The sequence below is a fragment of the Pseudarthrobacter sp. O4 genome (assembly GCF_050157025.1).
Lineage (GTDB): Bacteria > Actinomycetota > Actinomycetes > Actinomycetales > Micrococcaceae > Arthrobacter.
Window position 1 is genome coordinate 1,477,917 of sequence record NZ_CP189591.1, and the last position, 22,891, is coordinate 1,500,807.

Consider the following 22,891-nt stretch of genomic DNA (forward strand, 5'->3'; position numbering starts at 1 on the left):
CCAACCCAGACTTTTCAGGCGCCGTCGAAGAGCTAACCAGGAAGGCGGTACCCTATGTCCTCGACCTCTGAACGGGGCGCCGTCGCGGTGGAGTTCGCTCTCCTCGCGCCCGTCCTGGTGATGCTGCTGCTGGGCATCACGGAATTCGGCCGGGCATACAACGTGCAGATCTCCCTTTCCAGCGCCGCCCGCGAAGGCGTCCGTGTCATGGCGATCGGGAACAACCCAACCGCCGCCCGAACTGCGGCCAAGAACGCAGCCGTTTCGCTGCAACCCGCGCTAAGCGACGCCAACATCACGTTCAGCCCCTCAACATGCGCCCCCGGCGCCCAGATGACACTCAAGATCGCCTACAACCTGTCCACCCTGACAGGCATCGCAGGTCCGTTTGCCATGGAAGGCAAGGGGGTGATGCTGTGCAACGGTTGAAAAGGTCGCCCCGGGAGGGGCCCGGCGAGCGCGGAGCCATCAGTGTCCTGGTGGCGATCCTGATGGTGACCCTACTGGGTTTCACGGCACTGGCCGTCGACGTCGGCATGCTGTACGCCGAGCGGACCCAGCTCCGCAATGGGGCTGACTCAGCAGCCTTCGCCATCGCCCAGAAGTGTGCGCGCAACCTCAACGACGCGGACTGCTCCACAACGTCGGCGCTAGCCCGCGACCTGGCCAGTAGCAATGCCGGCGACGGGAAAAGCAATATCTCCTCGCTGGTCCTGGACAAGGCTGCCGGCACCGTCACGGTCACGGCCGGCGCCCAGGAGGCAGGCAAGGAACCCAACAGGGTCTCGCTGTTTTTCGCGCGAGTGTTTGGCCTCAATGATGCGGAGGTCACCGCCGGCGCCAGCGTGCACTGGGGCCGGCCGGTGGCGGGCCCATTGCCGTTTCCCCTCGCCTTCTCCATTTGCCAGGTCAAGTACCACGTCGACGGCGACCTGCAGCAGCTGCAGAGCCACGGCGACGACGCAAATCCCGATTGTATGTATGGACCCTCTGGGGCCGCCGTTCCAGGCGGATTCGGCTGGCTCGCGAGCAATCCAGGTGTATGCGGAGGCCTGATCAACATCAACGCCGGGGACGCCAGCAATGCCCCTGGCAACAGCTACCCCGGAGTATGCGACAGTACCCTGCTCAAGTGGGCGGCCGACATCACGGCCGGCAAGGATGTTACTGCCCTGTTGCCGGTCTTCAACAAGGTGACCGGAACCGGGGCCGGCGCCAGCTACAAGCTCGTGTCCTTCGCCGCGTTCAAAGTCAAGGGCTGGAAATTCAGTGGCAACGACGAACTTCCGACATCGTTCCAGAACACGAATGCCTTTGTGCCGAGTTCCGTTGCTTGCACCAACAACTGCCGTGGGATCATCGGCAGCTTCATCGAGTACGTGTCGCTGGCAGATGGCTACACCTTCGGAGTGACCACCGAGGACTTCGGCACCGACATAGTGCGCCTCGTCCAATAGTTTTCAGCATGTCGTTCACTCATACGTTCAGGAGCAGTCTTTGAAGTCACGCTTATTGGCAGGGATAGCCGCCCTCGTATTGGCTATCCTCGGGGCGGTCCTGGTAGTCAGCTACGCGCAAGGAGCCGACACCCGGGCGGTGCAGAGCCTCGACCCGGTGGACGTCCTGGTGGTGGCCAAGGCCGTGCCTGCTGGAACCTCCGTGGAGAGCCTCCAGCCGTTCCTCGCCACCGAGAAGCTCCCCGGCACCGCGGCCGCAAAGTCCGCGGTCAAAAGCCTCGACGGCCTGGCCGGCAAAGTCACCGCCGTCGAACTGCTGCCGGGCGAACAGCTGCTGACGGAACGGCTGATCGCGCCGGAGGAACTCAAGGCGAGCGGATCCGTGGAGCTGCCCAAGGGGCTGCAGGAAATCTCCTTCCAGCTGGAGCCCCAGCGCGTTGTTGGTGGCCGGCTGGTAGCAGGTGACCACATCGGCATCTTCATTTCCTTGAAGGGCGGCGGGCTCGAAGCCAAGCCGGAGAAGGAAACGACGCAGCTGACCATCCACAAGGTCTTGGTGACCGCGGTGCAGCGCGCCCCCGTGGCTACCCCGGCTTCCCAGCCCTCAACGGACGGCACCACTGCACCCGCCGAAGACACCTCGCTTCCCACCGGATCCTTGCTGCTAACGGTCGCAGTCAACGATGTTGACGCCACAAAAATTGTCTACGCGTCGGAATACGCCAGCATCTGGCTGAGCAAGGAGCCGCTCGACGCGACGGACGCCGGGCGCCCTGGAATCATGACGAAACCGGAGGTCTACAAGTGAGCCGCTTCGTACTCATCACCCCCAACACCGACTTCGATTCCCGGGTCCGCCAAGCCCTGGCCGGCGGGCTCCCGGGCGGTCTGCAGACATTCGCGTTCGTCAATCCCGCCGATCCCGGCGAGCTGTTCACAAACCTGAACCAGGAACGTCCCGAGGTGCTGATCCTGGGCCCTGACATTCCGATGGAGGACGCCCTGCGGCTCGCCACAGTCTTCGACGTGCAACTGCCCGAGCTGAGCGTCATCCTCGTCGGCGAGGCGGATCCGGCCTTCGTCCTGCTCGCCATGCGTGCCGGCATCCGGGACATCCTCAGCCCGGCCGCTGACCCGGCGCAGATCCGGGTGCTCCTGGAACGCGCCTGCCAGTCCTTTGCCAGCCGCAACCGCAACACCAACACCAGCAGCGCGGACAAGAACCCGGAGGGCCGCAAAGGCCTGGTCATCGGCGTCTTCTCCCCCAAGGGCGGCGTCGGTAAGACCACGATTGCCACCAACATCGCCATCGGACTGGGCAAAGTGGCGCCGATGAGTGTGGTCATTGTGGACCTGGACCTCCAGTTCGGGGACGTGGCGTCCGGGCTCTACCTCGACCCGGAGCACACCGTGACGGATGCCGTATCCGCCTCGGCGAGCCAGGACTCCTTGGTCCTCAAGGCGTTCCTGACCGTCCACCCGGGGAGCATCTACGCCCTGTGCGCTCCAAGGACCCCGGAGGAAGCAGATAACATCACTCCGCACCAGGTCAGCCGGCTACTCGAGCAGCTAGCGGAACAGTTCCAGTACGTCATCGTGGACACCGCACCCGGGCTGCCGGAGATCGGGCTGGCAGCGCTGGAGCAATGCACGGACGTGGTCTGGGTGACCGCCATGGACGTTCCCAGCATCCGGGGGCTCCGGTCCGGGCTCAATATCCTGCGCAGGCTGGATCTGCTGCCGGAGACCCGGCACGTCGTGCTGAACATGGCCGACTCCAAATCCGGGCTGAGCGTCCAGGACGTTGAAGCGACCATCGGCGCGCCGGTGGATATCAGCATCCCCCGGTCCAAAGCCGTGGCGTTCTCGACCAACCGCGGGATCCCGGTGCTCCAGGACGGACGCAGGGACCCCGCCGTCAAAGGACTCCGGCAGCTCGTGGCACGGTTCGACCCCGCCTGGCGCGCCACGGCCCAGAAGAAGCTCCACCGCCGGGTGGTGGTCTAAGTGAAGCTTTCCGAACGTCTCCGTACTGCCGAAGGAGCTCCCGCCGACTCCCCACCGGCCGTTTCCACGTCCCGTAGCAGCGGGCCGACGGCGGCACCGCCGGCCGCCGTCGTCGTCGAACCGACCGTTCCAGTGCCCCACGCCGGCTTCGCGGACCCCCAGGATGTGCAGCGGTCAAAGACGCAGCATCCGGTCGATGCCTTCGCCGCCCTGAAGCAACGAGCGGCGACTGCCCTGTTTGAACGCATGGGCGCCCGCTTCAACGATTCAGCCGTCAAGGAAGACGAACTTCGCTCCTCGGCCCGGGAGGAACTCACCCGGATTATCGACGCCGAGCAGGTCCCGCTCTCCGCCGAGGAGCGTTCCCGCCTCGTCCGCGACGTGGCCGACGACGTGCTAGGCTACGGCCCGTTGCAGCGGCTGCTGGACGATCCTGCGGTCACCGAGATCATGGTCAACCGGATGGACCAGATCTATGTGGAACGGCAAGGCAAACTGACGCTGACCGGTTCACGTTTCAGCTCCGAAGACCACCTGCGCAAGGTGATCGAGCGCATTGTCTCCAAGGTGGGACGCCGGATCGATGAGTCATCCCCGCTGGTGGACGCGCGGCTCGAGGACGGTTCCCGCGTCAATGCCGTCATTCCCCCGCTCGCCGTGGGGGGTTCCTCACTGACCATCCGAAAGTTCAGCAAGGTGCCGCTGACGGTCCGGAACCTGATCGAGTTCGGCACGCTGACCCCGGAAATGGCCGAATTGCTGAACGCCTGCGTCCGGGCGAAGTTGAACATCATCGTGTCCGGCGGTACCGGGACCGGAAAGACGACGTTGCTGAACGTGCTCTCGTCCTTCCTGCCGGACACGGAGCGGATCGTGACGATCGAGGACGCCGTGGAACTCCAGATCCAGCAGCAGCACGTTGTCCGGCTGGAAAGCCGTCCCCCGAACACCGAGGGCAAGGGCGAGGTCACCATCCGCGAGCTGCTGCGGAACTCGCTCCGCATGCGGCCGGACCGGATTGTGGTGGGTGAGGTCCGCGGCGGAGAGTCCCTGGACATGCTGCAGGCTATGAATACCGGCCACGACGGCTCGCTGTCGACGGTGCACTCGAACTCGCCCCGCGACGCCGTCGCCCGCCTGGAGACCCTGGTCCTGATGGCGGGTATGGACTTGCCCTTGCGAGCCATCAGGGAGCAGATCGCCTCGGCGGTGAACCTGATTATCCAGATCTCCCGGCTCCGTGATGGAACCCGCCGGATCACCCACGTCACCGAAGTCCAGGGCATGGAGGGTGACATCGTCACGCTCCAGGACGCCTTCGTCTTCGACTACTCCGCAGGCGTTGACGCCCATGGACGTTTCCTCGGCAAGCCGGTCCCCACCGGGATCCGCCCCCGGTTCATCGACCGCTTCGAGGACCTCGGAATCCACGTCTCCCCCAGCGTGTTCGCGGCTCCCCTCACCGCGGCCGGAAAGCTGTGAGCCGGCCGTGACGCTCCTGCAGATTGGAGCAGGCCTGCTCTTCGCCGCGGTGCTGCTGCTCGGGATCGTTCTGATCGTCCCGGGCGGGGCCAGTGTGCCGCTGGACCGGCGAAGGCCCGTCCAGAACCAGCCCGACTCGCAGCTCACCCGGTTCGCCGGTTCTGCCGTGCATCTGGTGGACGGACTCTTCTCGCAACGGAAGGTCCGGCTCTTCAACCGGGACGCCCTCGAGAATGCAGGGCTGCGTCTGAGCCAGGCCGACTTCTTCGTGCTGGTGGCTGCCGGGGCGTTCGTAGGGGCGCTGGCAGGCCTGGTTGTCGCCGGACCCTTGCTGTCCCTCCTCCTCGTTCTGCTGGCACCGCTTGCCGGCCACCTCGTGCTCGGCTTTCTGGCGGGCAAACGGCGGAGCAAGTTCGATGAGCAGCTCGGCGACACGCTCCAGCTGCTCGCCGGCGGCCTGCGGGCAGGCCACAGCATCCTGCGCGCCATTGACGCGGCCGCCACCGAATCGCAAAGCCCGACGTCGGAAGAAATGCGCCGGGTGGTCACCGAAACCAGCCTGGGCCGCGATCTGCTGGCCTCGCTGACGGACACGGCCGAGCGGATGCGGAATGAGGACTTCACCTGGATAGCGCAGGCCATCCAGATCAATCGGGAGGTGGGCGGCAACCTCGCCGAGGTCCTGGACCAGGTCAACGAGACCATCCGCGAGCGCAGTGAGATCAAGGGGCACATCAAGTCGCTCGCGGCCGAGGGCAAGTTCTCCGCCTACATCCTGATGGCCATGCCGATCGGCATCGTCGCCATGCTCATGCTGGTCAATCCCGGCTACATGAACGTCATGTTCACCCATCCCCTGGGCTGGGGCATGATTGCGGCGTCGGTCGTCCTCATGACGATCGGCGGTCTGTGGATGCGCAAGATCATCGACCTGAAGTTCTGAGGCAGTGATGGGTCCTGTGGTGCTTCTTGCCCTCCTGCTGGTGTCCCTGCCGCTGGGCTATCTCGGATGGTCCCTGCTGTCCGTGGACCGGAAATCGCAGCGGGCCATCCGGGGGATGCTCGCGCTCGGCGCGGACACTGCCGGGCTCGGGGAGCGGAAACGCAGCAACCTGCTGGAGCGGATCGGCTACCGGCTGACGCCCGCCGGGTATGTCCGCAAACTCGACAAGCTGCTGTCCCTCGCCGGACGCCCCGCGTCGCTGCCGCTGGGACGGGTGCTCGCGGCCAAGCCGCTTCTTGGCCTGAGCGGCGCATTGCTGGGCTTTTACATCAGCGCCAACTCTCCGACGCCGATGCTCAAGCTGGTGGGGGTCTTTGTAGTACTGCTGGGCTACTTCATCCCTGACCTCCTGCTCTACAGCAAAGGCCAGGAGCGCCAAAAGATCATGCAGCTGGAGCTGGCCAACACCCTGGACCAGATGCTGATCTCGGTGGAGGCCGGCCTGGGCTTCGAAGGCGCGATGGCGAGGGCGGGCGAAAACGGCAAGGGCCCCCTCGCGGAGGAACTGGTCCGGACCCTGCAGGACATGCAGGTGGGCAGGAGCCGCCGCGAATCTTACCTGGCGCTGTCCGAGCGGACGAGCATCCCGGAGCTGCGCAGCTTCGTCCAGGCGGTGATCCAGGCGGACACCTACGGCATCGCCATCAGCCGGGTCCTCCGGATCCAGGCCAAAGTCATGCGGGTCAAGCGCCGGCAACGGGCCGAGGAAAAGGCGATGAAGCTGCCCGTCACCATCTTGTTCCCGCTGCTCTTCTTCATCTTCCCGGTGCTCTTCATCGCCATCCTTGGCCCTGCCGTGATCAACGCAATCGCCACCTTCAGTGGCCAGTAGGCCGGGACGCCCGGCGGCCGGGCGGCCGGGCGCGGATTGCCACAAGGAAAGCCGAAAGGTTTCCGCAGGAAAGCCCGGGGCGCGAAGCATCGTCCGGGGCAGGCAGTAGCGTGGTCGCATGTCCTTCTTAGGTGCCCCAGACGACGGAGACGCGAGCGCTGCCCTCTCCCCCGAGGCCTCTCCCGGCGGCGCGGGCCTTACTGCTCCGCCGGGTCCCACGACGGTGCCGGGTCCCACGACGGTGCCGGGTCCCACGACGGTGCCGGGTCCCACGACGGTGCCGGGGCCCGCGGCGGCGCCACTGCTCGTGGATCCGTCGGCGCTCCAGGAACTGGGTGTCCAGCTGGACAGCCCCGCCGTCGCCAAGGGCTTCGCCCGGGACTACGCGAAGATGTGGCAGCAGCGCTACGGTTCCCTGTCCTCGGCCCTGGCCCGCGGTGACCAGGCGGCAGCCCTTGACGCGGTGCTGAGCCTGAAGACGTCCTCCGTGATGGTGGGCGGTGTCCGCCTGGCCCAGCTCGCCGGGGAGCTTGAGGAAGCCGTCCGGGGAGACGACATGGACCGGGCACGGTCCCTCCTGGGGGACGTGGCGGAACGCGGCAGCGAGACCGTGGACGAACTGCAGTTCAGCTACGTGCTCTGGGAAAGCTAAACTCGCTCCGGCGCCAGCCGGTAACCCACACCGCGGACGGTCTGCAGCCAACGCGGGTCCAGCGGGTCCTCCCCCAGCTTCCGCCGGAGGTTTCCGATGTGGACCTCCACCGCCCGTTCATCGGATTCGCTGATGTACGCGTCCGCACGGTAGTAGTCACCCCGCACCACCCGGACCAGCTCGGTCTTGGACCGGACGGCACCGGCACCCTTCAACAAGGCGTGCAGAAGGTCGAATTCGCTTCGGGTCAGAGTCGCGGCCGAGCCGTCCACCGTTACCGAACGGGTGTCCGGATTCAAGGCCAGCCCGTTGTGCCGGAGCACTGAATCGTTCACCGCCGCGGCGCTGACGGCGGCTTCCAGGCCCGGAACGAGCGCGTCGCCGGGCGCAACGCCGGTGGCGTCCTGGCGTGGCCGCCGCATCATCGCCGCCACCCGGGCGCGCAGTTCGCGGGGCCGGAACGGTTTGCTGAGGAAATCATCCGCGCCGGTATGCAGCGCGGTCAGGGTATCGAGCTCATCGGTCCGGGCGGTCAGCATGACGACGTAGGCGTCGCTGAACTGCCGGATCTGGCGCAGCACTTCGTAGCCGTCGATGTCGGGCAGACCCACATCCAACGTCACGACGCTGGCGTCCCGGCTCCGAACGACGTCCACCCCTTCCCGCCCGCCGGCTGCAGAATGGACTTCGAATCCCGCCTGGCTCAGCACGGCTTCGACAAGATTGCGTACGTCTTCGTCGTCCTCGACTACGACGGCGACTCCCAGGTCAGTCATGGCCCCCCTCATGTCTGGTGCTCTTCGCTACCCAATGCCGGTGCACCAACTTCTCGGCCAGCCCGCATCGGTATCGTCAGAATACCCACCCCGGCGCACAAATATGGCTCTGGCGCAGAAACAGGAGCCACATTACTTAGTTTTATGTCAAGTTTGTGTGACACCGGGTGTAAAAATGAAGCAGCGAGGAAGGGGCGCTGCTTCATTGGGTGAACAACAACTGGTTCAGGGCGCAGGCAATGTGATGGCGGTTTTTCCCGTCGTCTTGATTTCGACCGCGGTTCTGCTGATCGCGCTGACACTGGCAGCGCTGTTCCTGCGGTGGCGGCTGCGCAGCCAGCGGAGACGGAGCCAGGCCCGGGAAGCCGGGCTGGAGTCGCTTCTCGCGGAAAGCCGGGAACGCGAACGCCTGCTCAGCATGATCCTGGACACGATCGACGTCGGCATCGTAGCCCTCGACGCAACCGGCCGCCGCATCCTGACGAACAGCTGGCAGTCTGAGCTGGAGGCCTCCGCGGCACCCGCAGGCTGTCCTTCCCCGGCGCCGGAAGCGGAACTGCTCCTCGCCGGTCACGCTCAGGCGGCACCACTCCCCCTCGACCGGCGTCCCATCCGGCGCGCGGCAGCCGGGGAGTCCTTTGCGGACTACCTCGTGTGCTTTGGCGAGGCGCCTGGGGGGAGGGTGGTCTCCACCGGGGCCCGGCCGCTGACGGACGGCCACGGCGGTCCCGGCGGCGCCGTGGTCCTGTTCAACGAGGTGACGGGGCTGATGGAGGCGCTGGCCGCCAAGGACGATGTTGTCTCCACCGTCTCGCACGAGTTCCGTACCCCGCTGACCTCGATCATTGGCAACCTGGACCTGGCCCTCAGTGACTCGGAGGAGCTGTCCGGGGCTGCCGTCCGCCGCATCGAGGTGGCGCAACGGAACGCTGAGCGGCTGCTGGCGCTCGTCTCCGATCTGCTGATGTCCGCCAACACTGCTGTCCACGTCCACCCCCGGCGGACGGATTTGGCCGGCCTCGTGGAAGCCAGCCTCGGCTCGGCCCACGCCCACGCCCAGTCCTCGCAGGTCTCGCTGTCTATGGACGTTCCGGAACCTCTGTGGGCACACGTGGATCCGCTGCGGATCAGCCAGGCGCTGGACAACCTCGTATCCAACGCCATCAAGTACTCGCCGGGCGGCGGCACCGTGAGGGTCTCCGCCAGCACCGAGGGGGGCAGGGTGCGCCTTCAGGTTCAAGATGACGGAATGGGCATGACCGTTACCGACGCCGAGAGGGTCTTCACCCGCTTCTACCGGAGCCCGGCGGTGCGGGAAGGATCCATTCCCGGGGCCGGACTCGGGCTCTCGATCACCAAGGCAATCGTCGAGCGTCACGGCGGAACCATTTCGTGCAGCACCTGCCCCGGCCGCGGGAGCACGTTCACGCTGGAGCTTCCCGCGCAGGCTGGCCCGCCCGCCTCCTAGCAGGAGCCAGTACCACCCAGCAGGACCCTACTGGCGCAATGCCCGGGTCAGCTCGGCCCGTGCCAGCAGCCCGGCGTCGGAGGGGTAGGCCACTTCCTCCAGCACCAGCGGGTGCGGGGCGGCCAGCACGGACTTGGCGTCCCGCTGGCGCGCCAGCAGCCTCTGCAGCAGCCATCCCGGGGCTTCCACGCCCTCGCCCACGAACAACGCCGAGCCCACCAGGGAGCGCACCATGTTGTGGCAGAACGCGTCGGCCTGGACGGTGGCAACGATGACCCCGTCGGAACCGCGGGCAAACTCAAAGCGCTGCAACTCCCGGATGGTGGTGGCGCCCTCCCGGGGCTTGCAATAGGATCGGAAATCCTGCAGCCCGAGCAGCTCGGAGGCTCCCTCATTCATCGGCTCGACGTCGAGCCGCTCCTTGTGCCACAGGGTCGAGGTGCGGCCCAGCGGATCCCACAGGGCCGGTCCGTCCGCGATCCGGTAGCTGTAGCGGCGCCAGAGTGCGGAGAACCGGGCGTCGAAGCCTTCCGGAGCCATACTCACGTTGTGGACCTCGATCGCCCCGGTAAGCTCCCCCAGCACCCGGCTGAGGGAGCCGCGCAGGCGGCGCAGCAGCGCAACAGCGGGATCCAGTTCAACGCCGCGGTTCAGGCCCATCCACTCGGTTTCGCTGAGCCCCAGATGGACCACCTGGCCGCGTGCGTGGACACCGGCGTCCGTCCGCCCCGCGACCGTGACCCGGATCGGGCGGCGGATCAGCATCGCCAGGGCCTCTTCCAGCGTGCCCTGGACGGTGCGCCGTCCGGGCTGGACGGCCCAGCCGCTGAACGGGCCGCCGTCGTACGCAAGATCAAGCCGGATACGCAAAAACCCGCCGCCCCCTCTAACGGGGGCAGCGGGTTTTCGGTCACTCATAGACACAAGTCTACTGCGACGAAACAGCCAGACCTATTCAGCTTCAACTTCCTGCGCAGCGTCGCCGCCGGCAGGTGCGAAGCCGGCAGCCTGTGCAGACTCAGCAGAGTCGAACCAGACTTCGGCGATCGTCGAGTCGTACCAGCGCGAGCCGGGAACGTGGAACTTCATGGAGTCCTCGTTGCCCTTGACCTCGAAGCCCTCAGGAGCAGCGTTGTCAGCAGTAGCAGGCTTGGAACCGGCGTACTTGGACTCTGCAACCTCAGCTTCGGCGGGAGCTTCCTCGGCAACCGGGGCAGCCTTTGCGGCAGCCTTCGTGGCCTCGGCTACAACGGCCTGCTTAGCGGAAACCGGCTCAAGAACCAGTTCGATGACAGCCATGGGAGCGTTGTCGCCCTTGCGGTTGCCGATCTTGGTGATGCGGGTGTAGCCGCCGTCGCGGTTCTCCACTGCCTGTGCAATGTCGGTGAACAGCTCGTGGACGATGCCCTTGTTGCTGATCAGGCCGAGTACACGGCGGCGGGAAGCCAGGTCGCCACGCTTGGCGAAAGTCACCAGGCGCTCGGCGTACGGCTTCAGTCGCTTGGCCTTGGTCACCGTGGTGGTGATCCGCTTGTGCTCGAACAGTGCGGCGGACAGGTTCGCGAGCATAAGACGCTCGTGAGCCGCTCCGCCTCCGAGGCGCGGACCCTTAGCGGGGGTAGGCATAATAGTTTCTCCTCATATGGAAGCCAGTGGGCTGCGCACACCGTGGTGCGTCCAGCCAGCCGGCCAAGATCTGTTTGTTAGAGTTCGTCGTCGCTGAACGCGGCGTCGTCCTCTTCAATTGCGGCGGCGCGTGCTGCGAGGTCAAAACCGGGAGGTGAGTCCTTGAGGGACAGGCCCAGTTCAACCAGCTTTGCCTTGACCTCATCAATGGACTTCGCACCGAAGTTACGGATGTCCATGAGGTCAGCCTCGGAGCGAGCCACGAGTTCACCCACGGTGTGGATGCCCTCACGCTTGAGGCAGTTGTAGGAACGGACGGTGAGGTCCAGATCCTCGATCGGCAGGGCCATGTCCGCTGCCAGGGCAGCATCCGTCGGCGACGGGCCAATCTCGATACCTTCAGCTGCGGTGTTCAGCTCGCGGGCCAGACCGAACAGTTCCACCAGGGTGGTACCTGCCGAAGCAACGGCATCGCGCGGGGCGATGGCCTGCTTGGTCTCGACGTCGACAATGAGCTTGTCGAAGTCAGTGCGCTGCTCAACACGGGTGGCTTCCACGCGGAAGGTGACCTTCAGGACCGGCGAGTAGATCGAGTCGACCGGAATGCGGCCGATCTCGGAATCGCCGGACTTGTTCTGGGCTGCCGAAACGTAGCCGCGGCCGCGCTCGATGGTCAGTTCGAGCTCGAACTTGCCCTTCGAGTTCAGCGTGGCAATGTGCAGATCCGGGTTGTGGAATTCGACGCCGGCCGGCGGAGCGATGTCCGCGGCGGTGACGACTCCCGGGCCCTGCTTGCGCAGGTACGCAACAACCGGCTCATCGTGCTCGGAGGAGACCGACAGGTTCTTGATGTTCAGGATGATCTCAGTGACATCTTCCTTGACACCCGGAACCGTGGTGAACTCGTGCAGCACGCCATCGATCCGGATGCTCGTGACAGAGGCACCGGGGATGGAGGAGAGCAGGGTACGGCGGAGGGAGTTTCCGAGGGTGTAACCAAAGCCCGGCTCCAGCGGTTCAATGATGAAACGGGAGCGGTTATCGGAGACGACCTCTTCGGAGAGGGTGGGGCGCTGTGCAATGAGCACTTAGGTTTCCTTTCGGCGAGCATCCGCTATATGACGCAACACAGGTGGTGGAAAGATCGGTCTGACGACTTAACGCGGCTGGGCCTGCCCGGACCGGTGAGGGTCCGGGCAAGCTCCTGAGCGCTGGAAAGCCTTAGACGCGGCGGCGCTTGGGCGGACGGCAGCCGTTGTGGGCGCTGGGGGTTACATCCTGGATGGATCCAACCTCGAGGCCAGCGGCCTGCAGTGAACGGATGGCGGTTTCGCGTCCGGAACCCGGTCCCTTGACGAATACGTCGACCTTGCGCATACCGTGCTCCTGTGCACGCTTTGCGGCGGCTTCGGCGGCCATCTGGGCAGCGAACGGGGTGGACTTACGCGAGCCCTTGAAGCCAACCTCGCCGGACGAAGCCCAGGAGATGACAGCACCGTTCGGATCCGTGATGGACACGATGGTGTTGTTAAAGGTGCTCTTGATGTGCGCCTGGCCCAGCGCGATATTCTTCTTGTCCTTCTTACGCGGCTTGCGAACCGCGCCACGAGTCTTCGGGGGCATTTTTTCTCCTACAGAAAGTTATCGGGGAAGACGAGCTAATCCCGGGGGATTAACGGGTCTTCTTCTTGCCGGCGACGGTACGCTTCGGGCCCTTGCGGGTACGTGCGTTGGTCTTCGTACGCTGTCCGCGTACGGGCAGGCCCTTGCGGTGGCGCAGGCCTTCGTAGCTGCCGATCTCAACCTTGCGGCGGATGTCGGCGGCTACCTCGCGGCGAAGGTCACCCTCAACCTTGTAGTTGCCTTCAATGTAGTCACGCAGCTGGACCAGCTCGGTGTCGGACAGGTCCTTGACCCGAACGTCGGCGCTGATGCCGGTGGCAGCCAGGGTTTCGTGTGCACGGGTCTTGCCCACGCCGTAGATGTAAGTAAGCGCAATTTCCAACCGCTTTTCGCGGGGAATGTCTACGCCAGCGAGACGAGCCATAGTGGCAGTGCTCCTTGAATAAACCGGAGGTCGTAGGCAGTACACCCGCACATTCCGTGCGGCCCCAGCCTCCGACCGGGGGTTAGCTGTACGGGCCCATATGTCCCAGATCAGCTTGTGCTGCCTTTATTTACTTGCGTGGGTTAGCAACCCAGGGTTTTCCCGAAAGGGAAATTAGCCCTGGCGCTGCTTGTGGCGCGGGTTCTCGCAGATCACCATGACCCGGCCATTACGGCGGATCACTTTGCACTTTTCGCAGATCTGCTTGACGCTCGGCTTGACCTTCATGGCATTCCTTTGCGTGTTGCAGTTGGTCAACTGGACCGGCCTTCGGCTGAATGCTCTGGCCGCCCAGTGTTTACTTGTAGCGGTAGACGATACGACCACGTGTCAGGTCGTACGGGCTCAGCTCCACCACTACCCGGTCCTCAGGGAGAATCCTGATGTAGTGCTGGCGCATCTTTCCAGAGATGTGTGCCAGAACGACGTGCTTGTTGGTGAGCTCAACGCGAAACATCGCGTTAGGCAGCGCCTCAGTCACAACGCCCTCGATCTCAATGACCCCGTCCTTCTTGGCCATACCCTCCGCTAACTGTTGTTTGCCACAGCCCTCCGGTTTGCACCGAAAATGACCGCGGACGTTTTTGATTGATTGGCTGATGCCTCCCGGCCCACAAAAGGGCACAACAGGGCAGACAACCAACAGACAACACTACGCCATTTCGGGACGGATGTTAAATCCAGCAATGTTAGCGCACAACGTCGCCGTATGCACGAAAATCGCCGTCCGGAGTGCTCACAGGCTCGGCGCTGGCGATCCCGTCGAGGATGGCCAGGCGTACGACGTCGGCTGCCGCACTCTGCAGGGTGATGAGACTCACCTGCCGGGCGGCTTCGCTGCTGCGGTCGAGCGCGATCGCGCCGGTGGCGAGGCAGAAGACCGTGTCCCCGTCCGCCAGGGTGTGGCTCGGGTCCAGGGCCCGGGCCAGCCCGGCATGCGCGGCCGACGCCGTCCGCTTGCACTCGGCCTTGTCCAAGACGGCGCTGGTGGCGACGACGACGAGGGTTGTGTTGAGGGGCGGCTGCTCCGAAACCCTCTGCGCACCGGTGGCGGCTTCCGCCGCAGCGGCCGAAACCCTCGGCGTGCTCGCTCGTTCCTCGCTTAGACGCACGCTGCCGGGTTCCACCCGTTGCGGCGATGTGCCATACGGGAGTCCCAGCGCGTTCACCACAGCGATCGCCCCCACTACAACCCCGTTCTCGAGGGTGATGGAGGCGGTGCCGACTCCCCCCTTGTACGTCCCCCGGCCGATTGCCGCTCCGGTGCCGGCACCGACGTTGCCGCGTTCGACGTCGTGCCCGTTCTCGCGAGAGGCGGCATCTGCGGTGGCGGCGTAGCCCATGGCGGCATCCGGCCGGGCAGTGAAGTCCCCTCCGCGGCCGAGATCGAAGATCGCGGCCGCCGGCACGATCGGGACCACGCCGCCCTTCACGGGGAAGCCACGGCCGTCCTCCTCGCACCAGCGCTGGGCGCCATGGGCCGCCACCAGTCCGTAAGCACTGCCGCCGGTGAGCACCACGGCATCGACCAGGGACGTCAACGTGGTGGGGTCCAGCGCGTCGGTCTCATGTGTTCCCGGGCCGCCGCCGCGCACATCCACGGAACCGACTGTCCCGGGCGGGGGCAGCACCACGGTCACTCCGCTCTGCCAGCCGCCCCCGGTTTTCGTGGCATGCCCCACCCGTACTCCCGGCACATCGGTAATCGCAGTCATGCTCCATTGTGCTCCCCCATCTGACCGTCGGAGCCCCCAACTGACCCGCAGTTGTTGTCGTTATGGGCGCTCATAACGACAACAAATGCGGGCTACTTAGGCGGATGGCGCGCCGTCAGGGAAGCGGGACCGGCACGACGCCGAGGGGTGCCAGCTGCGCGGCTCCCCCGTCCGGAGCCGAGAGTACCCAGATGCCCTTCTCGTGGACCGCCACGGAGTGCTCCCACTGGCAGGATCGTGTGCCGTCGGTGGTGACCACGGTCCAGTCATCATCCAGGACGGCCGTGTCGATGCTTCCGCGCACCAGCATGGGTTCGATCGCGAGGCACAAGCCGGGCCGGATCTTCGGTCCGCGGTGGCCGGTCCGGTAGTTCGGCACGTCCGGGGCCATGTGCATCTCCGAGCCGATCCCGTGGCCCACATAGTCCTCCAGGATCCCCAGCGGCTTCCCCGGGACGGAGGAGACGTAGTCATCCACGGCACAGCCGATGTCCCCGACAAACTTGCCGGTGGCGAGGGCGGCAATGCCGTGCCACATCGCCGCTTCCGTAACGTCGGAGAGCCGCTGGTCTTCCGGATCGGCGGTCCCGACGATCACAGTCCGGGCCGAGTCGGAGTGCCAGCCGTCCAGGATCGCCCCGCCGTCAATCGAGATGATGTCGCCGTCGTGCAGCACCCGGTCCCCCGGTATGCCGTGCACCACTTCCTCGTTGACCGAGGTGCAGATGGTGGCCGGAAAGCCGTGGTAGCCGAGGAAGTTGGACGTGGCCCCGGCATCCTGGAGGACGGCAGCGAACACGGAGTCGAGGTCCCGGGTGGTCTTTCCGGGCACGGCTGCCGCCACCGCAGCATCGAGGGCGCGGCTGAGCACCAGCCCGGACTCGTGCATGGTGCGCATCTGGGCGTTGGTCTTGTATTCGATGCGGGGCTGGCCGAAGGCCATCTGCTGCTTCCTTTCAGTGGAGCCGCGCTGCTTGCCGGCTGGGGCTGCGTGCGGCCAAATGGCTGAGGCCCCTCCCGGTGGTCCGGGAGGGGCCTCAAAGGTCGAATGCCTGGCTCAGGCCGACTGGGCCTCTTTGATGGCCTGCATGACGCGGTCGGTGACCTCATCCATGCCGCCGATGCCGTCGACCTGGGTGAGGATGCCGCGGTCGGCGTACTTGGCGACCACCGCTTCCGTCTGGCCGTGGTACAGGTCAAGGCGGTGGCGGATGACGGCCTCGTTGTCATCGCTGCGGCCGGTTTCCTTGGCACGGCCCAGGAGGCGGGCGACGAGTTCCTCGTCATCGGCCGTGAGCTGCAGGACGACGTCGAGCTTCTCGTCGCCGTCGGCAAGGATGTTGTCGAGGTAGTCCACCTGCGCGGTGGTGCGGGGGTAGCCGTCCAGCAGGAAGCCGTTTTCGACGTCGTCCTCGCTGAGGCGGTCGCGGACCATCTTGTTCGTCACGCTGTCCGGAACGAAGTCGCCCGCGTCCATGTACTTCTTGGCTTCGAGGCCCAACGGCGTCTCACCCTTGACGTTGGCACGGAAGATGTCGCCGGTGGAGATCGCAACGACGCCGAGGCGCTCCGAAATGCGTTCCGCCTGCGTTCCCTTGCCGGATCCGGGAGGTCCGATAATCAACATTCTCGTCATCGCAAAAGCCCTTCGTAGTGACGCTGCTGTAGCTGCGCGTCAATCTGCTTGACGGTCTCCAAACCTACGCCGACCATGATCAGGATCGAGGTGCCACCGAACGGGAAGTTCTGGTTGGCATTGATCAGCACCAGTGCGACCAGCGGGATCAGTGCCACAAAGCCCAGGTACATGGCACCGGGCAGGGTGATCCTGGAAAGCACATACTGCAGGTAGTCCGCGGTCGGCTTACCGGCACGGATACCCGGAATGAAGCCGCCGTACTTCTTCATGTTGTCAGAAACTTCTTCAGGGTTGAAAGTGATCGCAACATAGAAGTAAGTGAAGAACACAATCATGGCGAAGTAGAGCGCCATGTAGATCGGGTGGTCGCCGCGGGTCAGGTTGTTGTTGATCCACTCAACCCAGGGCGCGATCGGCTCGCCGGGCTTCGGCTGGTTGAACTGGGAGATCAGGCCCGGCAGGTACAGCATGGAGGAAGCGAAGATGACGGGCACGACGCCGGCCATGTTCACCTTGATCGGGATGTACGTGCTGGTGCCGCCCACGGTGCGGCGGCCGATCATCCGCTTGGCGTACTGCACCGGGATGCGGCGCTGGGACTGCTCCACGAAGACCACGAGGGCCACGGTAATCAGGCCGATAACAAGGACCATGAAGAAGGTGCCCGGGCCCTGCGAGGTCCAGATCGCGCCGAGCGATCCCGGGAACCCTGCGGCAATGGACGTGAAGATGAGCAGCGACATGCCGTTGCCCACGCCCTTTTCGGTGACGAGTTCGCCCATCCACATGATCAGGCCGGTGCCGGCCGTCAGCGTGATGATGATCAGGATCGTGGTGACGATGCTCGTGTCCGGGATGATCGGCAACTGGCAGTTCGGCAGCAACTGGCCGGAACGGGCCAGGGACACCAGTGTCGTCGCGTTCAGCAGGCCAAGGGCGATCGTGAGGTAGCGCGTGTACTGCGTCAGCTTCGACTGACCGGAGGCGCCTTCCTCATAGAGGATCTGGAACCGGGGAATGACCACCCGGAGCAGCTGCACGATGATGCTCGCCGTGATGTACGGCATGATCCCGAGGGCGAAGATCGAGACCTGCAGCAACGCACCGCCGCTGAACAGGTTGACGAGCTGGTAGATACCGCCTGTGGTCTGACCGTTCTGCAAGCATTGCTGGACATTCTGGTAGTTCACACCAGGCGAGGGGATGAAGGCACCCAAGCGGAAGATTGTGATGATTCCCAGCGTGAACAACAACTTGCGTCGCAGATCAGGCGTGCGAAAGGCCCGGCCAAATGCGCTAAGCAAGCGTCCTCCTGATGAATAAGTAAAGTCGTGTGAGACAGGTCAAATGAAGCCAACAACCGAGTCTAACGGGTGGATGCGCCCTGCGGGCAATCGGCAGGGCCCGAAAATCAAAAAAACTCCCGGCACCGGGGCCTGAGCCCCGGGTACCGGGAGTTTCAACAACGGGCTGTTGCCCCGCCGCCTCGTTAGAGGGCGGTGGTGCTTCCGCCTGCTGCGGCAATCTTTTCTGCGGCGCTGGCCGAGAATGCGTGGACGGTGACGTCAACCTTGACGGTGATGTCGCCGGTGCCCAGCACCTTGACGGGCTGGTTCTTACGAACGGCACCCTTTTCGACCAGGTTCTCCACGGTGACTGCGCCACCTTCCGGGAACAGCTCGTTGAGCTTGTCCAGGTTTACGACCTGGTACTCAACCCGGAACGGGTTCTTGAAGCCGCGCAGCTTCGGCAGGCGCATGTGCAGCGGCAGCTGGCCGCCGGCAAAGCCAGCCTTGATCTGGTAACGGGCCTTCGTACCCTTGGTACCGCGACCGGCGGTCTTACCCTTGGAACCTTCACCACGACCAACACGGGTCTTGGCGGTCTTGGCACCCGGGGCGGGACGCAGGTGGTGAACCTTCAGCGCGTTCTGCTTCTCAGCAGCGGCGCCCTGTGCCTTTTCGGCGGTGTTCTTCTCTGCCATTTACTTCGCCTCCTCTACCTTTACCAGGTGCGGAACCGTGTTGAGCATTCCGACGGTCACGGCGTCGGCGGTGCGGACAACGGTGTGCCCGATCCGCTTCAGGCCGAGGGACCGCAGGGTGTCGCGCTGGTTCTGCTTGCCGCCAATGGCGGACTTGATCTGAGTGATCTCCAACTGTGCGTCGGAGACAAGCACGTTCTTAGCCATAACTCAGACACCTGCCTTCTGGTTCAAAAGCGCTTTCACCATTGCCGGCGGAGCGATCTCGTCGAGCGGGAGGCCGCGGCGTGCTGCCACTGCTGCCGGCTCTTCGAGGCGCTTCAGCGCGTCAACGGTCGCGTGAACGATGTTGATGGCGTTGGAGGAACCGAGCGACTTGGAGAGGATGTCGTGGATGCCCACGCACTCCAGGACTGCACGGACCGGACCGCCGGCAATAACACCGGTACCGGCGGAAGCCGGACGCAGCATGACGACGCCTGCGGCGGCTTCACCCTGAACACGGTGCGGGATGGTGCTGCCGATGCGGGGAACGCGGAAGAAGGACTTCTTGGCCTCTTCGACGCCCTTCGCGATGGCGGCAGGAACTTCCTTGGCCTTGCCGTAGCCGACGCCGACCATACCGTTGCCGTCACCGACGACGACGAGGGCGGTGAAGCTGAAGCGACGACCACCCTTGACGACCTTGGAAACACGGTTGATGGTTACGACGCGCTCTACGAACTGGCTCTTTTCGGCTTCGCGGCCACCATCGCGGCCACCACGGCCACCACGGTCGCCACGGCCCTGGCCGCGGTCGCCACGCTCGCCACGACGAGCAGCGCCACCACGGCGGTCGTCAGTGGTAGCAGGCGCAGCGGTCTCAGTTGCCGGAGCAGCTACAGCTTCAGTCACCTGAATGTCCTTTTCGTTATTTTCGGTCACAGTGACAGCCCACCTTCACGTGCGCCGTCAGCGACGGCGGCGATCCGGCCGTGGTACTTGTTACCACCGCGGTCGAAGACAACTGCTTCGATACCAGCAGCCTTGGCACGCCCGGCAACCAGTTCGCCAACGCGCTTGGCCTTGGCGGTCTTGTCACCGTCGAAGGCACGAAGGTCGGCTTCCAAGGTGGAGGCGCTCGCTACAGTCAGGCCCTTGGTGTCATCGACAACCTGGACGAAGATGTGGCGTGCGGAACGGTTGACGACCAGACGAGGACGTACAGCCGTTCCGGAGATGCGCTTGCGGATACGAAGCTGGCGGCGGCTGCGCTGGGCAGACTTGCTCTTGTTCGTACGCTTCTTGTTAATTGCGATCGCCATGGTTACTTACCAGCCTTTCCGACCTTGCGGCGGATGACTTCGCCTGCGTAGCGGATGCCCTTGCCCTTGTAGGGGTCCGGCTTCCGCAGCTTGCGAATGTTGGCAGCAACCTCGCCGACCTGCTGCTTGGAGATACCTGAAACAGAGAGCTTGGTCGGGGTCTCAACTGCAAAGGTGATGCCGTTCGGTGCCGAGACGTTGACCGGGTGGCTGTAGCCCAGAGCGAACTCCAGGTCAGAACCCTTAGCCTGAACGCGGTAACCGGTACCGACGATTTCAAGCTTCTTCTCGTAGCCTGCGGTGACACCCTGGATCATGTTCGCGATCAGGGTGCGGGTCAGGCCGTGCAACGAACGTGAGGCGCGCTCGTCGTTCGGGCGGGCGACAGTCAGGGTGCCTTCTTCCAGGGATACCTCGATCGGGCTGGGCACAGTGTGGCTCAGCTCGCCTTTGGAACCCTTGACGCTGACGACAGAGCCGTCAACCTTGACCTCAACGCCGGCAGGAACGGTGATGGGGAGACGTCCAATACGTGACATTATTCTCTTCCTTTCCCGTTACCAGACGTAAGCGAGGACTTCGCCGCCCACGCCCTTCTTGCCGGCCTGCTTGTCAGTCAAGAGGCCGGAAGAGGTGGACAGGATTGCGACACCCAGGCCACCGAGCACGTGCGGCAGGTTGGTGGACTTTGCGTAAACGCGCAGTCCCGGCTTGGAAATACGACGAACACCAGCGATTGAACGCTCGCGGTTCGGACCGAACTTGAGCTCGAGAGTCAGCTTCTTGCCGACTTCAGCGTCTTCTTCTTTCCAGGAGGCGATGTAACCTTCAGCCTTCAGGATGTCGGCAACGCGTGCCTTGAGCTTGCTGTACGGCATAGACACGGAATCGTGGTATGCCGAGTTTGCGTTGCGCAGACGCGTAAGCATGTCTGCGACGGGATCTGTCATTGTCATGGTGGGCTCTTGCCCTTCCTCATAACGGTTTCCGCCGTGCTGCTTGTCCCGAAAATAATTCGGGCTCAGCGCGGACGGACCTTTTACGTAGCTAGATTAATCTTCGGTCTTGAACGGGAAGCCAAGCGCCTTGAGCAGCGCGCGGCCTTCGTCGTCGGTCTTGGCAGTGGTCACGACAGTGATGTCCATGCCGCGTACGCGGTCGATGGAATCCTGGTCGATCTCGTGGAACATAACCTGCTCGGTCAGACCGAAGGTGTAGTTGCCGTTGCCGTCGAACTGCTTGCCGCTGAGGCCACGGAAGTCACGGATACGCGGCAGAGCCAGCGTGACCAGACGGTCCAGGAATTCCCACATGCGGTCCCCACGCAGAGTTGCGTGTGCACCGATCGGCATGCCTTCGCGCAGCTTGAACTGTGCGATCGACTTGCGGGCCTTGGTTACCTGCGGCTTCTGGCCGGTGATCAGGGTCAGATCACGGACAGCGCCGTCGATCAGCTTGGAGTCCTTGGCGGCATCTCCAACACCCATGTTCACAACGACCTTCACCAGGCGGGGAACCTGGTTGACGTTCTGGTACTTGAATTCCTCAGTCAGCGTGTTCTTGATTGAATCCGCGTACTTGGTCTTCAGACGAGGAACGATCTTGCTTGCCGGAGTCTCGAGAGTCTCAGTCATTAGATGTCCTTCCCGGAGCTCTTGGCCACGCGGACACGCACTTCACGCTTCACGCCATCGCGCTCAACGGTCTCGGTGCGGAAACCGACGCGGGTGGGCTTCTTGGTGGACGGGTCAACCAGAGCCACGTTGGAGATGTGGATCGTAGCCTCGACGACCTCGATGCCACCGGTCTTGGTGCCGCGCTGCGACTGACCGACCTTGGTGTGCTTGGTTACGCGGTTAATGCCTTCAACCAACACGCGGTTGGTCTCCGGGAATACACGCAGAACCTTGCCCTGCTTGCCCTTGTCGCCGCCGCGCTCAGCCTTGGCGCCAGTGATGACCTGTACCAGGTCACCCTTTTTGATTTTAGCCATGGACTAGAGCACCTCCGGAGCCAGAGAAACGATCTTCATAAACTTCTTGTCACGAAGTTCACGACCAACCGGTCCGAAGATACGGGTACCGCGGGGGTCACCGTCAGCCTTCAGGATCACAGCTGCGTTCTCGTCAAACTTGATATAGGAACCATCCGCACGGCGGCGTTCCTTCTTGGTACGGACGATGACAGCCTTGACGACATCGCCCTTCTTTACGTTGCCGCCCGGAATTGCGTCCTTGACGGTAGCGACGATAACGTCGCCAATGCCTGCGTAGCGACGGCCAGATCCACCGAGAACGCGAATGGTAAGAATTTCCTTAGCACCCGTGTTGTCGGCGATCTTGAGTCGCGACTCCTGCTGAATCACTATTTACTCCTTGCGTCGCGCTGGTTCTCAGACCGAAAATCTTCCTACGGAATGAGCCTTGCGGAACGGTTGATCGGGGTGTCTCTTGACCTGCCTGGATTTTGCCAGACCAGGCCTAAACGCCCGTGCCAAAAACATTTGCTTCCCAGGCCAGTCCCGACAGGTCGGGACGCAAGGGGGCACTATGCCGTGGCACGATTGTTTACGAGGTATATGACGGCGCACGAAGGGCGCCATACAAACTCAATATCCTAGCATGGTTTGGGCGCAGTCCCATATCACAGCCCGGGGCGACTGCGGTGCCGGCCGGCCGCCGTCGTGCGTCACCCCGCTCCCCCGTCACCCGTCCCCCGCGTACGCCGATGGCGCGAACGGACACTTGGCGCCCGGAAAGTCGCTTTTTTGGGGCCCGAAGTGCCCGCTCGGGCGTGGGCTTGCGGCCAGCCCGCCGGCACATCCCTGGAAGACGCAGAA

General features: G+C 64.2%; 30 protein-coding genes. 9 read left to right on the forward strand and 21 right to left on the reverse strand.

The genetic code is table 11. The annotated features are described in order from the left end of the window. Positions 1 to 54: 54 nt before the first annotated feature. The 8 genes from ACQCSU_RS06655 to ACQCSU_RS06690 all read left to right on the forward strand — a co-directional run bounded on the left by ACQCSU_RS06655 (position 55) and on the right by ACQCSU_RS06690 (position 7,433). A complete protein-coding gene (locus tag ACQCSU_RS06655; RefSeq protein ID WP_426978956.1) occupies positions 55 to 429 on the forward strand; it encodes a TadE/TadG family type IV pilus assembly protein in 375 nt (124 codons plus the stop codon). After that, entirely contained in the window at positions 417 to 1,457 is a 1,041-nt protein-coding gene (locus tag ACQCSU_RS06660) for a pilus assembly protein TadG-related protein (RefSeq protein WP_426978957.1), read from the forward strand. The genes ACQCSU_RS06655 and ACQCSU_RS06660 overlap by 13 nt, the downstream gene beginning before the upstream one ends. 40 nt (positions 1,458 to 1,497) lie before the next feature. Then, on the forward strand, positions 1,498 to 2,265 hold the full coding sequence (gene cpaB / locus ACQCSU_RS06665) for a Flp pilus assembly protein CpaB (protein WP_426978958.1): 768 nt from the start codon (positions 1,498 to 1,500) through the stop codon (positions 2,263 to 2,265). After that, on the forward strand, positions 2,262 to 3,464 hold the full coding sequence (locus ACQCSU_RS06670; protein ID WP_426978959.1) for an AAA family ATPase: 1,203 nt from the start codon (positions 2,262 to 2,264) through the stop codon (positions 3,462 to 3,464). Before cpaB ends, ACQCSU_RS06670 begins: the two co-directional genes overlap by 4 nt. 132 nt (positions 3,465 to 3,596) lie before the next feature. Then, positions 3,597 to 4,946: a CpaF family protein gene (locus ACQCSU_RS06675; protein WP_426979733.1), complete on the forward strand. Its 1,350-nt coding sequence runs from the start codon at positions 3,597 to 3,599 to the stop codon at positions 4,944 to 4,946. A 7-nt stretch (positions 4,947 to 4,953) separates the two neighbouring features. Continuing rightward, positions 4,954 to 5,889 carry a type II secretion system F family protein gene (locus tag ACQCSU_RS06680; protein WP_426978960.1) on the forward strand — a complete coding sequence of 312 codons (936 nt, stop codon included), beginning with the start codon at positions 4,954 to 4,956 and terminating at the stop codon, positions 5,887 to 5,889. A 7-nt stretch (positions 5,890 to 5,896) separates the two neighbouring features. Next, complete coding sequence (locus ACQCSU_RS06685) at positions 5,897 to 6,781, forward strand: type II secretion system F family protein (protein ID WP_426979734.1); 885 nt, start codon at positions 5,897 to 5,899, stop codon at positions 6,779 to 6,781. Positions 6,782 to 6,899: 118 nt separating this feature from the next. Continuing rightward, positions 6,900 to 7,433 carry an Hpt domain-containing protein gene (locus ACQCSU_RS06690; protein WP_426978961.1) on the forward strand — a complete coding sequence of 178 codons (534 nt, stop codon included), beginning with the start codon at positions 6,900 to 6,902 and terminating at the stop codon, positions 7,431 to 7,433. On the opposite strand, the gene ACQCSU_RS06695 is transcribed toward ACQCSU_RS06690, so the two are convergent. Next, positions 7,430 to 8,209 carry a response regulator transcription factor gene (locus ACQCSU_RS06695; RefSeq protein WP_426978962.1) on the reverse strand — a complete coding sequence of 260 codons (780 nt, stop codon included), beginning with the start codon at positions 8,207 to 8,209 and terminating at the stop codon, positions 7,430 to 7,432. The genes ACQCSU_RS06690 and ACQCSU_RS06695 overlap by 4 nt on opposite strands. Positions 8,210 to 8,453: 244 nt before the next feature. On the opposite strand from ACQCSU_RS06695, the gene ACQCSU_RS06700 reads away from it, so the two are divergent. Then, on the forward strand, positions 8,454 to 9,677 hold the full coding sequence (locus ACQCSU_RS06700) for an ATP-binding protein (protein WP_426978963.1): 1,224 nt from the start codon (positions 8,454 to 8,456) through the stop codon (positions 9,675 to 9,677). Between the two features lie 27 nt (positions 9,678 to 9,704). On the opposite strand, the gene truA is transcribed toward ACQCSU_RS06700, so the two are convergent. The 20 genes from truA to rplN all read right to left on the reverse strand — a co-directional run bounded on the left by truA (position 9,705) and on the right by rplN (position 22,417). After that, positions 9,705 to 10,595, reverse strand: a complete 891-nt coding sequence (gene truA, locus ACQCSU_RS06705; RefSeq protein ID WP_426978964.1) for a tRNA pseudouridine(38-40) synthase TruA — start codon at positions 10,593 to 10,595, stop codon at positions 9,705 to 9,707. A 33-nt stretch (positions 10,596 to 10,628) separates the two neighbouring features. Continuing rightward, positions 10,629 to 11,303: a 50S ribosomal protein L17 gene (gene rplQ, locus ACQCSU_RS06710; RefSeq protein ID WP_426978965.1), complete on the reverse strand. Its 675-nt coding sequence runs from the start codon at positions 11,301 to 11,303 to the stop codon at positions 10,629 to 10,631. A gap of 77 nt (positions 11,304 to 11,380) precedes the next feature. Beyond that, positions 11,381 to 12,391: a DNA-directed RNA polymerase subunit alpha gene (locus ACQCSU_RS06715; RefSeq protein ID WP_024366109.1), complete on the reverse strand. Its 1,011-nt coding sequence runs from the start codon at positions 12,389 to 12,391 to the stop codon at positions 11,381 to 11,383. 133 nt (positions 12,392 to 12,524) lie between these two features. Beyond that, complete coding sequence (gene rpsK, locus ACQCSU_RS06720) at positions 12,525 to 12,926, reverse strand: 30S ribosomal protein S11 (protein WP_018773682.1); 402 nt, start codon at positions 12,924 to 12,926, stop codon at positions 12,525 to 12,527. Positions 12,927 to 12,975: 49 nt separating this feature from the next. Continuing rightward, on the reverse strand, positions 12,976 to 13,350 hold the full coding sequence (gene rpsM / locus ACQCSU_RS06725) for a 30S ribosomal protein S13 (RefSeq protein ID WP_426978967.1): 375 nt from the start codon (positions 13,348 to 13,350) through the stop codon (positions 12,976 to 12,978). Positions 13,351 to 13,524: 174 nt separating this feature from the next. Continuing rightward, entirely contained in the window at positions 13,525 to 13,638 is a 114-nt protein-coding gene (gene rpmJ, locus ACQCSU_RS06730; RefSeq protein ID WP_009358722.1) for a 50S ribosomal protein L36, read from the reverse strand. Positions 13,639 to 13,708: 70 nt separating this feature from the next. Continuing rightward, positions 13,709 to 13,930, reverse strand: a complete 222-nt coding sequence (infA, locus tag ACQCSU_RS06735) for a translation initiation factor IF-1 (protein WP_011775571.1) — start codon at positions 13,928 to 13,930, stop codon at positions 13,709 to 13,711. A 169-nt stretch (positions 13,931 to 14,099) separates the two neighbouring features. Continuing rightward, the gene (locus ACQCSU_RS06740) at positions 14,100 to 15,125 is read right to left on the reverse strand and encodes a P1 family peptidase (RefSeq protein WP_426978968.1); all 1,026 of its coding nucleotides are present in this window, start codon (positions 15,123 to 15,125) and stop codon (positions 14,100 to 14,102) included. 115 nt (positions 15,126 to 15,240) lie between these two features. After that, on the reverse strand, positions 15,241 to 16,068 hold the full coding sequence (gene map, locus ACQCSU_RS06745; RefSeq protein ID WP_426978969.1) for a type I methionyl aminopeptidase: 828 nt from the start codon (positions 16,066 to 16,068) through the stop codon (positions 15,241 to 15,243). Between the two features lie 114 nt (positions 16,069 to 16,182). Beyond that, positions 16,183 to 16,752, reverse strand: coding sequence for an adenylate kinase (locus ACQCSU_RS06750; protein ID WP_426979735.1), 570 nt, complete (start codon positions 16,750 to 16,752; stop codon positions 16,183 to 16,185). Positions 16,753 to 16,757: 5 nt separating this feature from the next. Next, positions 16,758 to 18,068, reverse strand: a complete 1,311-nt coding sequence (gene secY / locus ACQCSU_RS06755) for a preprotein translocase subunit SecY (protein WP_426978970.1) — start codon at positions 18,066 to 18,068, stop codon at positions 16,758 to 16,760. Positions 18,069 to 18,253: 185 nt separating this feature from the next. Then, positions 18,254 to 18,748: a 50S ribosomal protein L15 gene (gene rplO, locus ACQCSU_RS06760; protein WP_011692793.1), complete on the reverse strand. Its 495-nt coding sequence runs from the start codon at positions 18,746 to 18,748 to the stop codon at positions 18,254 to 18,256. Next, a complete protein-coding gene (gene rpmD, locus ACQCSU_RS06765; RefSeq protein ID WP_160664304.1) occupies positions 18,749 to 18,955 on the reverse strand; it encodes a 50S ribosomal protein L30 in 207 nt (68 codons plus the stop codon). Positions 18,956 to 18,958: 3 nt separating this feature from the next. Next, positions 18,959 to 19,642: a 30S ribosomal protein S5 gene (gene rpsE / locus ACQCSU_RS06770; RefSeq protein WP_426978972.1), complete on the reverse strand. Its 684-nt coding sequence runs from the start codon at positions 19,640 to 19,642 to the stop codon at positions 18,959 to 18,961. 26 nt (positions 19,643 to 19,668) lie between these two features. Then, positions 19,669 to 20,052 carry a 50S ribosomal protein L18 gene (rplR, locus tag ACQCSU_RS06775; protein ID WP_136321881.1) on the reverse strand — a complete coding sequence of 128 codons (384 nt, stop codon included), beginning with the start codon at positions 20,050 to 20,052 and terminating at the stop codon, positions 19,669 to 19,671. Between the two features lie 2 nt (positions 20,053 to 20,054). Beyond that, complete coding sequence (gene rplF, locus ACQCSU_RS06780; protein ID WP_120951143.1) at positions 20,055 to 20,591, reverse strand: 50S ribosomal protein L6; 537 nt, start codon at positions 20,589 to 20,591, stop codon at positions 20,055 to 20,057. An 18-nt stretch (positions 20,592 to 20,609) separates the two neighbouring features. Continuing rightward, positions 20,610 to 21,008: a 30S ribosomal protein S8 gene (gene rpsH / locus ACQCSU_RS06785; RefSeq protein ID WP_056425243.1), complete on the reverse strand. Its 399-nt coding sequence runs from the start codon at positions 21,006 to 21,008 to the stop codon at positions 20,610 to 20,612. A 96-nt stretch (positions 21,009 to 21,104) separates the two neighbouring features. Further along, positions 21,105 to 21,686, reverse strand: a complete 582-nt coding sequence (gene rplE, locus ACQCSU_RS06790) for a 50S ribosomal protein L5 (RefSeq protein WP_018773672.1) — start codon at positions 21,684 to 21,686, stop codon at positions 21,105 to 21,107. Then, complete coding sequence (rplX, locus tag ACQCSU_RS06795; RefSeq protein ID WP_056425237.1) at positions 21,686 to 22,045, reverse strand: 50S ribosomal protein L24; 360 nt, start codon at positions 22,043 to 22,045, stop codon at positions 21,686 to 21,688. The genes rplE and rplX overlap by 1 nt, the downstream gene beginning before the upstream one ends. A gap of 3 nt (positions 22,046 to 22,048) precedes the next feature. Then, positions 22,049 to 22,417, reverse strand: coding sequence for a 50S ribosomal protein L14 (rplN, locus tag ACQCSU_RS06800; RefSeq protein WP_123257074.1), 369 nt, complete (start codon positions 22,415 to 22,417; stop codon positions 22,049 to 22,051). Positions 22,418 to 22,891: the final 474 nt, after the last annotated feature.

Excerpts from the sequence above, each read along its gene's own strand:
- map (WP_426978969.1), bottom strand. The coding sequence starts at position 16,068 with ATGGCCTTCGGCCAGCCCCGCATCGAATACAAGACCAACGCCCAGATG.
- ACQCSU_RS06750 (WP_426979735.1), bottom strand. The coding sequence starts at position 16,752 with ATGTTGATTATCGGACCTCCCGGATCCGGCAAGGGAACGCAGGCGGAA.
- ACQCSU_RS06700 (WP_426978963.1), top strand. The coding sequence starts at position 8,454 with ATGGCGGTTTTTCCCGTCGTCTTGATTTCGACCGCGGTTCTGCTGATC.
- ACQCSU_RS06685 (WP_426979734.1), top strand. The coding sequence starts at position 5,897 with ATGGGTCCTGTGGTGCTTCTTGCCCTCCTGCTGGTGTCCCTGCCGCTG.
- rpsK (WP_018773682.1), bottom strand. The coding sequence starts at position 12,926 with ATGCCCCCGAAGACTCGTGGCGCGGTTCGCAAGCCGCGTAAGAAGGAC.
- rpsM (WP_426978967.1), bottom strand. The coding sequence starts at position 13,350 with ATGGCTCGTCTCGCTGGCGTAGACATTCCCCGCGAAAAGCGGTTGGAA.
- ACQCSU_RS06695 (WP_426978962.1), bottom strand. The coding sequence starts at position 8,209 with ATGACTGACCTGGGAGTCGCCGTCGTAGTCGAGGACGACGAAGACGTA.
- truA (WP_426978964.1), bottom strand. The coding sequence starts at position 10,595 with ATGAGTGACCGAAAACCCGCTGCCCCCGTTAGAGGGGGCGGCGGGTTT.
- ACQCSU_RS06740 (WP_426978968.1), bottom strand. The coding sequence starts at position 15,125 with ATGACTGCGATTACCGATGTGCCGGGAGTACGGGTGGGGCATGCCACG.
- ACQCSU_RS06655 (WP_426978956.1), top strand. The coding sequence starts at position 55 with ATGTCCTCGACCTCTGAACGGGGCGCCGTCGCGGTGGAGTTCGCTCTC.
- rplE (WP_018773672.1), bottom strand. The coding sequence starts at position 21,686 with ATGACTGAGACTCTCGAGACTCCGGCAAGCAAGATCGTTCCTCGTCTG.
- rplF (WP_120951143.1), bottom strand. The coding sequence starts at position 20,591 with ATGTCACGTATTGGACGTCTCCCCATCACCGTTCCTGCCGGCGTTGAG.
- rpsH (WP_056425243.1), bottom strand. The coding sequence starts at position 21,008 with ATGACAATGACAGATCCCGTCGCAGACATGCTTACGCGTCTGCGCAAC.
- infA (WP_011775571.1), bottom strand. The coding sequence starts at position 13,930 with ATGGCCAAGAAGGACGGGGTCATTGAGATCGAGGGCGTTGTGACTGAG.
- rpmJ (WP_009358722.1), bottom strand. The coding sequence starts at position 13,638 with ATGAAGGTCAAGCCGAGCGTCAAGCAGATCTGCGAAAAGTGCAAAGTG.
- rplO (WP_011692793.1), bottom strand. The coding sequence starts at position 18,748 with ATGGCAGAGAAGAACACCGCCGAAAAGGCACAGGGCGCCGCTGCTGAG.
- rplR (WP_136321881.1), bottom strand. The coding sequence starts at position 20,052 with ATGGCGATCGCAATTAACAAGAAGCGTACGAACAAGAGCAAGTCTGCC.
- rpmD (WP_160664304.1), bottom strand. The coding sequence starts at position 18,955 with ATGGCTAAGAACGTGCTTGTCTCCGACGCACAGTTGGAGATCACTCAG.
- ACQCSU_RS06690 (WP_426978961.1), top strand. The coding sequence starts at position 6,900 with ATGTCCTTCTTAGGTGCCCCAGACGACGGAGACGCGAGCGCTGCCCTC.
- rplX (WP_056425237.1), bottom strand. The coding sequence starts at position 22,045 with ATGGCTAAAATCAAAAAGGGTGACCTGGTACAGGTCATCACTGGCGCC.
- rplQ (WP_426978965.1), bottom strand. The coding sequence starts at position 11,303 with ATGCCTACCCCCGCTAAGGGTCCGCGCCTCGGAGGCGGAGCGGCTCAC.